The 13,077-nt window shown below is 53.5% G+C and carries 9 protein-coding genes; 2 read left to right on the top strand and 7 right to left on the bottom strand.

The window, feature by feature from the left end; translation table 11 throughout:
* Nucleotides 1–197 precede the first annotated feature (197 nt).
* Nucleotides 198–2,702, top strand: coding sequence for a TonB-dependent siderophore receptor (locus MIM_RS02315; protein WP_025371150.1), 2,505 nt, complete (start codon nucleotides 198–200; stop codon nucleotides 2,700–2,702).
* A gap of 735 nt (nucleotides 2,703–3,437) precedes the next feature.
* On the opposite strand, the gene MIM_RS02310 is transcribed toward MIM_RS02315, so the two are convergent.
* The 6 genes from MIM_RS02310 to MIM_RS02285 all read right to left on the bottom strand — a co-directional run bounded on the left by MIM_RS02310 (nucleotide 3,438) and on the right by MIM_RS02285 (nucleotide 10,768).
* Nucleotides 3,438–4,424 (bottom strand): Bug family tripartite tricarboxylate transporter substrate binding protein, encoded by a 987-nt coding sequence (locus tag MIM_RS02310; RefSeq protein WP_025371149.1) that lies wholly within the window; start codon nucleotides 4,422–4,424, stop codon nucleotides 3,438–3,440.
* Between the two features lie 46 nt (nucleotides 4,425–4,470).
* Nucleotides 4,471–5,907 carry an MmgE/PrpD family protein gene (locus tag MIM_RS02305; protein WP_042069872.1) on the bottom strand — a complete coding sequence of 479 codons (1,437 nt, stop codon included), beginning with the start codon at nucleotides 5,905–5,907 and terminating at the stop codon, nucleotides 4,471–4,473.
* A gap of 67 nt (nucleotides 5,908–5,974) precedes the next feature.
* Nucleotides 5,975–7,621 (bottom strand): 3-(methylthio)propionyl-CoA ligase, encoded by a 1,647-nt coding sequence (locus tag MIM_RS02300; RefSeq protein WP_025371147.1) that lies wholly within the window; start codon nucleotides 7,619–7,621, stop codon nucleotides 5,975–5,977.
* A gap of 216 nt (nucleotides 7,622–7,837) precedes the next feature.
* The gene (gene leuD, locus MIM_RS02295; protein WP_025371146.1) at nucleotides 7,838–8,473 is read right to left on the bottom strand and encodes a 3-isopropylmalate dehydratase small subunit; all 636 of its coding nucleotides are present in this window, start codon (nucleotides 8,471–8,473) and stop codon (nucleotides 7,838–7,840) included.
* Nucleotides 8,474–8,475: 2 nt separating this feature from the next.
* Nucleotides 8,476–9,891: a 3-isopropylmalate dehydratase large subunit gene (gene leuC / locus MIM_RS02290; protein ID WP_025371145.1), complete on the bottom strand. Its 1,416-nt coding sequence runs from the start codon at nucleotides 9,889–9,891 to the stop codon at nucleotides 8,476–8,478.
* A gap of 7 nt (nucleotides 9,892–9,898) precedes the next feature.
* Entirely contained in the window at nucleotides 9,899–10,768 is an 870-nt protein-coding gene (locus MIM_RS02285) for an isocitrate lyase/PEP mutase family protein (RefSeq protein WP_025371144.1), read from the bottom strand.
* Between the two features lie 112 nt (nucleotides 10,769–10,880).
* Here MIM_RS02285 and MIM_RS02280 point away from each other — a divergent pair, with 112 nt between their 5' ends.
* The gene (locus MIM_RS02280) at nucleotides 10,881–11,720 is read left to right on the top strand and encodes a GntR family transcriptional regulator (RefSeq protein ID WP_042070850.1); all 840 of its coding nucleotides are present in this window, start codon (nucleotides 10,881–10,883) and stop codon (nucleotides 11,718–11,720) included.
* A 361-nt stretch (nucleotides 11,721–12,081) separates the two neighbouring features.
* Here MIM_RS02280 and MIM_RS02275 read toward each other — a convergent pair whose 3' ends face one another.
* A complete protein-coding gene (locus tag MIM_RS02275; RefSeq protein WP_025371142.1) occupies nucleotides 12,082–13,056 on the bottom strand; it encodes a Bug family tripartite tricarboxylate transporter substrate binding protein in 975 nt (324 codons plus the stop codon).
* Nucleotides 13,057–13,077 lie beyond the last annotated feature (21 nt).

Below are 13,077 nucleotides of genomic sequence, written 5' to 3'. Positions count from 1 at the left end.
TGAGCTCTTGACTGGAGCCCTGCCGTTTTTTGCGCCTGTCATGAGCGTAAAGATACATCTTGTAACCATATTTTAATGAGAATCATTCTGGATTAGTTTCTTTGCCGGCGTCTTAAAAGTGAAGCCCCTCCCCAAATGCAGCCTTGGCAAAAAGCGCCGGAGGCGTTATACCCAACCACTCTTTTTTGGAATCATCCATGATAGACCACCCGGATATGCGGAAAGTGATCAACACAAGCAGCACAGCGTTGCGCGGCCTGGGTTCAAGGTTCAATGCCTTGACGATTTCCGCTATGCTGGCCTTCGGGGCCGTCCCAGCTCAGTCTTTGGCTCAGGAAACAGCCGTCAGAATCAGTCTTCCTGCGCAAGCGCTGAATAATTCGTTGATTCAGCTGGGCGAACAGGCTTCGTTGCAGATATTTTATTTACCAGAAACAGTGCAAGGGCTGAACGCACCATCAGTTACCGGCAACCTGACACCTGACAATGCCTTGCAACGATTATTGGCAGGCACCGGTATTGAGTTTCGGCGCAACGGAAGCAATGTTTCACTATCTCGGCCAGCGAGTGGCACGGTGACAGCACTCGCCCCTATTGTTGCGCAAGCGTCTTTGGACTCGACAACCGAGGGATCCGGCTCCTATACGACTACCGGACCGAGCACAACCGCAACCAAACTTGGTCTCACATTGCGCGAGACGCCGCAGGCAGTAACAGTCATCACACGTCAACGCATCGAAGACCAGGGGTTATCCAGTGTCAACGACGTGGTACAGAGCGCGCCAGGACTGACCTTTCGTCGTTTTGGGCCGGAACGCGCCTCCTTTTACTCCCGTGGTATGTATGTGGACAACATTATGTACGATGGTCTGCCCGTGAGCCTTGATGGCTCTTACCTGAGTCAGGATCTGCTGGGTACAGACATGGCGGTTTATGACCGTGCCGAGATAGTACGAGGGGCTGCAGGCATGGCACTGGGCGCCGGAAATCCGGCTGCGGCCATCAATCTCATTCGCAAGCGTCCGACCAAAGATACGCAGGTGTCGCTCTCCGGCAGTACCGGCAATTGGGACCGCTACAGAACCGAGCTCGACGCTTCAGGCTCCCTGGATACTGACGGTTCGCTTCGTGGCCGTACGGTGGTAGCCTATCAGAAAAATCACAGCTACAAGCATACAGACAAGAGTGAACGCAAGCTCATTTACGGGATTCTGGAAAAGGACTTCGGACCGCAAACCACCCTCACCCTGAGTGTGCTGCACCAGCAAGACGATTTGGACGGCAATGGCTTTACCGGTTTGCCCGTAGCGCGGGACGGCAGCGACCTTCACCTGTCACGGTCGACGTCCTTTGCCAATGACTGGGAATACTGGAACAAGACTACAACTTCCATCTACGGGAGCTTAGAACATCGCTTTGACAATGACTGGAAAGTAAATTTATCCGCCTACCATTCGATCGCAAAACTGGATATGCTCGGCAATTACATCGGTTTGAATATTCCAAACAATATTTATACCCAGTACGGCTCGCGCAACCAACACACCGAAAGACAGAACAGCTACGACCTGTATGCCTCAGGCCCATTCGAACTATTCGGTCGTCAGCATGAACTGGTATTCGGTGGCAATTACCGGAAGGTAAGTTTCGACGGCAATACACGGCAGGGCTCGACACTGATTAGCGGCATGGACATATACAACTGGGACTCAGGTGCAATTGCAAAGCCGGATATCCCGCTGCGCGACTGGTTTGATTCCAGTATTGAACAGAAAAGCGTTTATACGACCGCACGTCTCAATCTTGCCGATCGGCTCAAGCTCATACTGGGTGCACGACTGGATTGGTTCGACTACAAGGACACCAGCTATGGCTATTCGAACTTCGACGCGAACACACCGTCGTCCATTACGCGCAATCAGTACAACATCACTCGCAACGTGACCAAGTACGCTGGACTGGTTTATGAGGTCGACAACCAGCATTCGGTCTACGCCAGCTACACGGACATTTTCAAGCCGCAAAGCTACCTGGATGCCAATCAGACAGTCCTGGCTCCCATTAAGGGAAAGAATTACGAAATCGGCATCAAGGGCGAATATTTTAATGGGGCGCTGAACGCATCGGCTACGTTATTCCGACTCGATCAGGCGAACCGTGCCTACAAACTCAGCGACCAGACATCATGCAGCGGCTACCCGAGCCAGGTTTGTTATGCCGCTGCCGGTCTGGTGCGCAGCCAGGGCGTAGAGCTAGAAGTACAAGGCGCGATATTACCGAACTGGCAGGTCGGTGCCGGCTACACCTACACGAATGCGAAGTATCGCGAAGATGCCAATCCGCTCAACGTCGGGCAACCCTTCGATACAGATACGCCGCGTCATCTCTTCAAGTTATCAAGCACCTATCAGTTGACCGGCGACTGGCACCGTTGGCGTGTCGGAGGTTCGGTCTATTGGCAGTCGACCATCTACAATGAAGGGACCAGCAGCGGTGTCAACTATAGAGTGGAACAGAAGAGCTATGCTATCGCCGATTTGATGATTGGATACCAGGCTACTCCCAAGCTCGACATACGGCTCAATATCAATAACCTGTTCGATAAAACTTACTACAGCGCAATCACCGGCAGCGTGCCCTTCCCGAGTAACGTCTACGGAGAACCGCGCAGCGTCATGCTCTCGCTGAACTATAAGCTTTGAGCTCGTTCCGCCCATGTGTCTATCCGGGCCGTCTAGGTGCCGGATAGTCAGTGACCTGGGTCAGTTCCTTGCCACCGAGAATGTACCCAGCATTCATCCTGATTCGGCCAGCGAACCGATGGGGGGGAAACGGAGTTTGAAGCTAAATGGGAAGCGTATCAATCCTTCGGCTGGAGAATGATTGATGTCGTTGCCGGCAGCCGTGCCTCCCTGGAAACAATGTTCAAGCTTACGAAAGAAGCCTGGCTGGTCAAGGAACAGCCTATTGAAGCTAATCGGCATAGGGTGGACAATGTACATTAATTACGTTTATGTAATATATATGGTACATCACATCATTGTGTCTGGGCAAAATTTTATTTATAAGAATCACCAGTTGCCTAGACTTAAAATCCAATTTGCTGTGCCTGTGATCCCCACAGCAATACCACCGCCGTGCAAAAATCTGCTCACGTGACATGAGAGCTACCATCCCTTTCGTGAACAAAATCTATAGAAAATAGCAAAATATGAATAAAATCTTGTAACCGTGAACATTTTCTGAGAATTCACGATGACCGGTCCGTATGGCGAAATCGGTTAGGGCTATCTGGTAGATAAGCTAAAACTGAAGGTGTCCGGATATCAGCTGCATGCCAGGGTTGACAACAGCATCCAGGCGGTCTATCAGTACAGAGTGCAGCCAGCAGTACCGGATGCGATTGAAGAATTTATCAGGCTTTGCGCAATATCGCATCAGTCAAGCTTCATATTGGATTCCCGAATAAGCTTACCAAGTCGTTCCTTTTCGGATGCAATAAACCGCTCGAAGTCCTGCCGCGATCCAATCATCGGCTCGTTGCCCATCGCTTCCAGTTTTGTTCTGAGTGCGCCATTGTCCTCCTCCGATGCAGCAAGCAAGGCGCTTACCACCTGATCCAGGATATTCGTCGGCGTTCCTTTGGGTGCGTAGATCCCGCCCCAATGCTGTATGCTTATTGCCGGAAAACCTTGCTCCGATGTAGTGGGTACATCGGGCAGAAAGGATGACCGCTCCCCTGCGGTTACAGCCAGCGCGCGCAGCTTTCCGCCGGTTACATAGCCACTGACCCCCACCGGAGCCTCCGAGGCCAAATCAATCTGGCCACTCATCAGCGCATTGATCGTTTCAGAACCGCTCTTGTAGTGCACGAGCGTAATGGGAACCCCAAGCACTTTCTGAATCATCTCGGCCACGAAGTGCCCTGTACTTCCCGCGCCTGCAGTACCAAAGTTCAGGCCGCCCTTGCGCTTCGCGCTGTCCCGCAGTTCTGTAAGATTAGTGAAATCGCTCGTCACGGATGCCACGATAACAGATGGTGAGGTGTGTGTACTGGCCACCGGCACCAGATCTGCATCTTCGTAGGGCATTTTACTGCGTAACAAAACATTGGTAATCGAACCGTTTCCTGCCACCAAAAGCGTGTAGCCATCCGGCTTACTTTTCGCTACCAATGCAGACCCAATAATACCGCCGGCACCTGGCTTATTTTCCACAACGACTGGCTGGTTCAGTTGCCGGGACAGACCCTGCGCAATCAGTCGGGTTACCGTGTCTGCGGGACCACCCGCGGAGAAGGGCAAGACTAAGCGGATCGGTCTTTCAGGCCAGATGTTCGCCGCGTTAGCGGGTACATTCATCAGCCCCAGCCAGGCGCAAAAGATGACGCCCAGCAAAGAGTGCTTCAAGAAGAATGGCTTCATAAGAGTCTCCAGGATTGCAAGCCGCCATAGTGCGACCAGGCTATAATTAATCAAACACGGGCTTGACGACAGGCGACAACAGAGCAAGAAGATCCCGGATGTCATCCACTTCTTCTATGCATCGCACCATCTGCTCAATCTGCTGCTGGCGCGACCTGTCAATTAACCCGTCTGTCAGAGATCGGTACTTCTCCGCCACTTCGTCGGTACTTTGCCTCGCGGCCATTGCGCGCGAAGTCTGGCGTAATACTTCAATTCGCTCACCATCAGTGAAAGTGACCGCTACACGGCATTGAAAACGCTGAGCGGCACCACCCACGTCGAAGGCTGGTTCGTGCCGTACCTCTATCTTTGGAATAAGCGCCCATACATCGTCAGAATCTATGCGTGCAGGCGCAAACTGGCGCATCATGGCCGTGCCGTCAAGCACTGCGACGGCCAGGCAGTAACCAATATTCATCTGCGCACCCACAGGTGTCAAAGGTCGTGTCGGCGTCCACCAGCCGTGATGGTAGACGGGATGAGATACATCCACCTCAATACGTGCCACTTCTTCCGCCTTCAACGCACGTTGTCGATTCACATCAAACAATGCATCAAGCGGCGAGTGGATACCCCCCATTGCCGCGTAGGGCTTGATGACAATATGCTCCACTTCCCAATGCTGCCCCAGGTCCTTGCAAATCTGAGAGGCATCCGGTTCGTGGCCTTCGCCAAACGTGGAAAGGAATCCCCCATATTCACGCTCAAAAACGCGTTTAATTCCCGTATATCCACCCTCTGCCAGCATGGCGGCGTACAGGCCATTACGTGCAGCAAATCCATGATGCATGCGCTTGCACATCGCTTCATACTGTGCCGCCATCAGGCCAGCGGACTGCGTGCCAGCCAGGCCAAGCGCATCTTCGAAGCGCGCAGCATCCAGCTTCAGAAGCTTACCCACTGCTGCGGCTGCGGAGTGGGTTCCGAACACCGCACCAGAATGCCATCCACGCGATAACATTTCAATACCATGCAGCGCCTTGCCGACACGAGGGCCAACTTCGTATCCGGCCATCGCAGCTTCCAGAAATTGTCGCCCGGAAACCATAGGCTGCCCCTCAATGGCAGCCCACAAGGCGGGCAATACCAACGAGGTACTATGCAAAGGTGCCAGTGGATGATAGTCATCAAGCTCGAAGCCTTGAATGAATGTTCCATTCAGTAAGGCGGCTCCTGGAGCACTGGTTCTGGTGCCCCAGCCAACGATGGTTCGATCACCCAGGCCCTCAAACTTCTGTACTATGTTGGCAGCTGTCACCGACCAGGGTAGCCTGGCACCCACTATCGCACATGCAATACCGTCGAGCGTCAGAGCTCTGGCGCATTCTCGTGCAATGGCAGAAGTTTGGTCCAGCTCAAAAGCAGCAAGCCAGTTACAGAGAATACCGGTAGGTCCGGTGGGGTCAGTTGGTTCATTGGCTTTTTGAATAGACGAGATCATGATGAGTGTCCAGTGTGATGACAAGTAATTTGATAAAACAGCATGACCTCAAGGGTGACAAGGTTGGTCATGAATGTGTCCGCTGTTGATAGTTCCTGAATTGCTCGCGCAGTTGATTTTTGATGATCTTACCGGTCGCGCCTACCGCCATTGATTCGACAAAAAGTACGTCATCGGGAATCTGCCATTTAGCCGTCTTTCCTATGTAAAACGCTAGCAATTCCTCTCTTGTCAGCGTCGCTCCCGGCTTTGTCACCACGATGACAACAGGACGCTGATCCCATTTCGGATGAGGCACACCAATGCAGCCTGCCATTTGCACGGCGGGATGTGCCATTGCTATATTTTCGAGATGAATGGAACTGATCCACTCTCCCCCGGACTTGATCAGATCCTTGCTGCGATCGGTGATATTGAGAAAACCGTCTGCATCAATCGTCGCCACATCACCCGTTGGAAACCAGCCCTGATTCTGCGAGTCATAAATCAGTGGGTCGCCAGTTTCGTCGCTGAAATAATTCTTGATAACCCAGGGCCCCTTAACAAGCAGTTCGCCATAGGCTTTCCCGTTCCAGGGAAGTTCGTTACCCGTTTCGTCGACAATCTTCATATCTACGCCGAAGATAGCGCGCCCCTGTTTCTGTCGGATCTCGTCCTGCCTTTCGAGGGGAAGCAGAAGATGCTTGTGCTTGAGATTACACAGCGTGCCTAGCGGACTCATCTCTGTCATACCCCAGGCATGTAACACGTCAACATCATAATCCTGACCGAAAGCACGGATCATAGACGGTGGGCAAGCAGAACCGCCAATCACTGTGCGTTTGAGTGTCGAGAACCGCAGCTCGGCGGGCTTCATGTGCGTCAACAACATTTGCCAGATCGTTGGCACACCTGCAGCAAAAGTCACTTGCTCGGCTTCAATGAGTTCGTACACCGCTTTTCCATCAAGTGCCGGTCCCGGGAACACAAGCTTGCAGCCGGTTAATGCTGCAGCATACGGGATTCCCCAAGCATTTACGTGGAACATGGGTACAACCGGCAGCACCGAGTCATGCGCGGAAATATTCATTACATCAGGCAGCGAGACGGCATAGGCGTGCAGCAAAGTCGACCGATGGCTGTATAGCGCAGCTTTTGGATTACCCGTGGTGCCACTTGTATAGCACATGCTTGAAGCCGAATTCTCATCAATGCGTGGCCATACATAGTCCGATGACTGCGCACCCATCCAGCTCTCATAGCTCTGCAGACCGAACATAGCCGTGTCCGCGGGAACGCTATCGCTCTCACAGAGCGCAACCCACTTCTTAACGGTCGGACAGCGCGAGTGGATCGCCTGAACAATGGGCAAGAAGTTCACATCGAAAAACAGAATCTGATCCTCGGCGTGGTTTACAATCCATGCGATCTGGTCGGCGTGCAGGCGCGGATTAATCGTGTGCAGCACCCGACCGGATCCCGAGACACCGTAATAAAGCTCAAGATGACGATACCCATTCCACGCCAGGGTACCGACGCGGTCACCAACAAGCAGTCGCTCTGCATCCAGGGCCTTGGCCACCTGACGGGCGCGTCTCGCCGCGGCCGCCCAGGTGTATCGATGGACGTCCCCCTCCACTCGCCTGGAGACAATGACGGCGTCACCATGATGGCGTTCCGCAAATTCGATCAACGACGAGATCAATAGTGGGTGATTCTGCATTAAACCCAACATTTGATTCCTCCATTTCAATTGTGATAATCAGTCAGGGTGATCGCTTCAGCGTCTGCGTAATGGAGTGCTCCGCTAGTTTGCGCGCTCGTTCCAAGCGTACCTGAGTGCTGTGCCAGGGATCGTTGGCGTGGCTCAAAATGATGCAACAAGGTTGTCTCCTTTTCGTTTTAGTACGCTCTATGCGATCAAGCATGTGTTATATATTCAATCGTATGATCATGGCGGGAGGGTGTCGGTACGCGCTACCGTATTCCAGGCCCAGGGGCGGCGCAGGCGGTCCTTGTGTTGCCAGGCGACAATCTCAGCGTTGTGCTTTAATGTGAGGCCAATATCGTCCAGCCCGTGCAGAAGGCCCTCGCGACGCAGCACATCCACCTCAAACCGGATAGAGGAAGCACCAGAGACATGCAAGATGCATTGCTCTAAATCAACGGTCAACGGCACGCCGTCCTGGCACGCTGCTGCCAGCGTCTCTATATGTTGCAGCGATAAACGAATTGGAAGAACGCCGTTCTGGAAGCAGTTACTGTAGAAAATATCGCCAAAACTGGGGGCGATGATGCAGCGGATGCCGATGCCCTGCAATGCCCACACCGCCCCTTCCCGGGATGATCCACATCCGAAGTTCTCCCCTGCAAGAATAAAAGGGGCGCCACGAAATTGCTCCTGGTTCAGGATGAACGCCGGATCTTCGCTGCCATCCGGAAGATAGCGAAGCGCCTCCAGCGCATATGGCCCTAGCTGATCGCGTCCGAGTGACGTTAGTCGCTCGATCCGGATGATCACATCGGTATCCATGTTGGTGTGTCGCAGATAAGGTGCCGCACCGGTAACGATAGTAAATGGCTGCAGGCTCATGACATAACCTCGGACACTGCGGACACATCAACAATGACACCAGCGATGGCTGCTGCGGCCGCCATCGCCGGGCTTGCCAAATGCGTGCGGGCTCCCGGCCCCTGTCGACCAACAAAATTTCGGTTCGACGTGGACACCGATCGCTCCCGCGCAGGAATCTGCTCTCCATTCGCTGCAACACAAATACTGCAGCCAGGCTCCCGCCACACAAAGCCAGCGGCCTGAAATATCCTGTCTAACCCCTCTGCTTCGGCAGCACGTTTGGTATTTTCAGATCCGGGCACCACCCAGGCGGTGACGGACGCAGATACCTTTTTGCCGCGCACGACCTCAGCAGCAGCACGAAGATCCGTGATTCTCGAATTGGCGCATGAGCCAATGAAGACCCAATCAATGGGAGTTCCGACAATCGGCTGCCCCGCTTCCAGCCCCATGTATTCAAGTGTGGCAACCAGCGCATTTCGTTCAGCCTCGTCTTCTATGTCACAAGGGCTGGGCACGCAGCCATCCACTGTAATCGCCTGTTCCGGACTGGTTCCCCAGGTAATGGTTGGGCGCAGATCTGAAACGTCCACCTGTTCTTCCCGATCAAACACAGCATGGTCATCACTAAACAGAGTCTGCCAGTAGTCAACCGCCTGATTAAACAACTCACCTGTCGGCGCATACGGCTTATCACGAAAATAGGCAAATGTTCTGTCATCCGGCGCAATGATGCCTGTACGCGCACCCAGTTCGACGGCAAGGTTGCACAGAGTTAGTCTTTCCTCTACGGCCATCGCTTCGACAGCCGGCCCGCAGAACTCCACGACACACCCTACGCCAGCAGCCGTGCCGTATTTTCCAATAATATGGAGCGCAAGATCTTTGGCTGTCACTCCACGACCAAGCCTGCCGGTACAGCGGATGCGAAGTTGCCTGGGCTTTTGCATGCGCAATGTTTGCGTGGCCAAAGCATGGGTACTCTCCGACGAACCAACGCCAAATGCCAGCGCACCAATACCGCCATTCGTACAGGTATGACTATCGCCACAGATGACGGTCAGACCCGGAAGCACGATGCCTAGCTCAGGCCCCATGACATGTACGATACCCTGACCGGGCTGGCCAAGATCAAACATCCGGACACCCATTTCGGCACTGAGACGACTCAGATCCCCGTGCAGCTTACCACCCAGCGGAAACGTTGTAGAGATACGTCCGGGGCGACTGGACACCGCGTGATCAGGCGTTGCAAAGACCAGATCGGGGTGGTGAAGCTGCATGCCCCTATTCGCAATGCTTGCAAGTGCCGGCGGGCCTGAAAGATCATGAAGAAGGTGACGATCAATATGGAGCAGAGCCCAGCCGTCACCGAGGTCACGGACGATATGAGCGTCCCATAACTTGTCGAAAAGAGACTTCGTTCCCATCATTCCGCTACCTGCTGTCATCATCAGACGCTGTAAGGCGAGTAGCTAGTGCATTCCACTGATCAAGTCCGAACCGACGAAACACGTCGGTCACGCTGCCCTTTGCTGCGGGCGACATCATCGTCGATTTGAGTGTCGCAAGCGCCTGATCGCCTGCATCAATATTCGCCATCAACATAAATCCCGGCAGGATTGCAAGTTTGTAGCCGGCCTTTTCCGTATCACGCAAACTGTCTATCGGCGTTCGCCCCCCCGGTACGATATTCAGCAGACAAGGGCCTCGCACATACTTAGGCACATCTGCAACCTCTTTGGCTGTTTGTGGTGCTTCTACGAATGCAATATCGGCCCCTGCCGCCAGCGCGGCGTTGGCGCGCCAGATTGCCTCGTCAAACCCCACGACCGCACGAGCATCGGTTCGTGCGATGAGAACGAAAGCAGGATTCTGCCTGGCGGCAACCGCAGCACGGATCTTACTAATGAATTCTTCGCGAGACACCACGTCCTTGCCATCGGTATGTCCGCAACGCTTAGGCATGATCTGGTCTTCCAGATGAATGGCTGCAACACCACGTGTCTCGTATTCCCTGACGCAACGTGTCACGTTCAGTTCATTGCCAAATCCTGTATCCGCGTCAGCGATCAGAGGAATCTGCGAAGAACGAGCCATGGCTGCAGCATTTTCGACCATCTCTCCCATGGTAAGCAAACCAAGATCCGGGTAACCCCTGGCAAGAGATGTGCCTGCGCCGGTCATGTATGCCGCGAGAAAACCGGCTTGTTCGATCAACCGTACGCCGATGGCATCATACGCGCCAGGCGCAATTAATGTTCCAGGCTTTGCGAGCAACTGTCTCAACGAATGTGCAGGATTCAAGTTAGCCTCCATAAGTTGTCTAGAGTATTGCACAACTAGTCAACTATCGTCAAGCTGTTTGATGCCAGAAATGTTGCTGTCACAGCGGTCTCGCATTTGCTATACTTTTTCCATGACAACCGAATCTCATCTTCTTCGCGCCAAAGGCACCGCGCTGCACCAACAAATCTTTCTGGTACTGCGCGATGGCATTATCCAGGGGCTATATGCGCCCGGAACAGCACTTCCCAAAGAAGAAGCGCTTGTGAAGTTATTTGGTGTAGCCCGCGCAACGGTGCGCCGTGCCCTGGCCGACCTTGAAGCAGAGGGACTGGTGCAAAGACGTCATGGCAGCGGCACGTTTGTTCGGGCCAACCTATCTACCGGAGCGAATATTGCATCCTTAAGTTTTGTGGACGAACTTCGGCAGAACGCCCAAACAACCGATGTACAGGTAATCACGGTGGAAACCGTTGCCCCACCGCCCTGGGTCAGCGCCGTGATGCAGATACCGCGAGAAGATCTGGCGGTTCGCGCCGTTCGGATGCGCCTGCTGGGAAAAACACCGGCGATGCTCACCGAAGCCTGGGTACGTCGAGACGCCGCTGTCGGCGTCACCGCCGCAACACTTAAAAAGCACGCAATGTACAAGATCGTGATGGCGCATGGCGTTGAATTTGGCCGCGTGGTACAGGAAATCAGCGCCGAGTCAGCGGATCCCTACAAGGCCGGATTGCTCCATTGCGAACTCAGCACTGCGCTGATTCGCCTGACACGCTTAATGCACGACAAGGGCGGACGGCCGGTGATGCATGTCACGGCGCATATGCTACCGCAGCACAGTCGAATCCTGATGGAAATCCCTGGTGACGCCATCGACACACTCAGTGCCGGGCATATAGTGCACGATCCTCTATTGGCAGAAACAGCTGAACCGCGAACTAAACGGCAGCAGGCCTCAAAAAAACACTAAAAGCGGCGCCTCTATTTCCGGCAGCTCCGTTCGCACAATAATTATTGACACACAAGCAAGCCGATCACCCGCCACTATTCACAACGGATCGTCAACAAAAAAAGAACTCGCATGTTTTAAGTACGTTCTACGATAGTAAACAGCAGCCATGACAGTACCTCGTGATTCGAGCTACCCCGTTACGCAGCAGAATGGTCATGGCGATTTCTGGTGAAGATTTAAATACGGTGTCTGCCAGCCATCTGGTGCATGACGTTGGATAGCGAACCATGCCAGATGTCATGGCGACTGGCTCCCGATCAAACAGACCAGCCAGCGCAATCGCATCACATTAGCTTCAGAACCTGTAACTTCTCCTGGCTTACATTTTCTGGTAAAGGTCAATTTTCTGCAGGAGCGGCTTCCATCGTTCCAGTCCGGCACTGATCGTGTCGTCCATCTCCTCCGGACTGCTTGCAGTGACTGTAAATCCCATCGCCTCCAGGCGCGACTTATTATCGACCAACGCTGTTTTTATTGCCTGATGCAGCACCTGAACCACCGCAGAGTCAACTCCGGCCGGAGCCGCAAATCCGTACCAGGTATCGGAATCGTAATCAACGCCCTGCTCCTTGAAAGTCGGCACCTCGGGCACAGCGGGATTGCGCTGTTTGCTGCCTATACCCAAAATACGAGCCTTACCGGCTGACTGAAAATTCAGCGCCGAGACCATAGGGACATAAATCATTGAGACCTCACCGCCCAGCAAAGCATTCATTTCTGCCGCACCACCTTTGTAGGGCACATGCAGAATGTGTATGCCCTCTGTATCATTTAACAGCTCACCGGCGATATGCAACGAGCTGCCGACGCCCGCCGAGCCGTACGACAGTTTCTCCGGGTTTTTCTTCGCATAGTCGACCACGTCTCCTACGGTCTTGAACTCAGAATCGTTGCGCACCACCAGCGCATTGGACACCGACACCGCCATGGTCAATGACGTGAAATCCTGTACCGGGTCGTACGATACGGACTTATATAAAGAAGGATTTACGGAGGCGATGCCATCGGTTGTCAGCATCAGGGTATAGCCATCCGGTTTCTGCTGCTTTACGTAATTGCTGGCAATGATGCCGGCCGCTCCCGGCTTGTTCTCGATGATGACCGGTTGCTTGAGCTGCTTGGAAACAGACTCTCCTATGATGCGGGCCAGCGTATCTGTACTGGCGCCCGCTGTATAAGGAACGACTATTTTTATTGGCTTGTCAGGATATGTGGTCTGGGCGTAAGCTGCCTGACTCAACGCCAGACAACCAGAAAACAGGGCTGTTGCAATTTTTCTGAAAAATGGGTACATCAATATCTCCGTTGATGAATT

The sequence above is a fragment of the Advenella mimigardefordensis DPN7 genome (genome assembly GCF_000521505.1).
Lineage (GTDB): Bacteria > Pseudomonadota > Gammaproteobacteria > Burkholderiales > Burkholderiaceae_B > Advenella > Advenella mimigardefordensis.
This window is presented reverse-complemented; position numbering and strand designations above follow the sequence as displayed.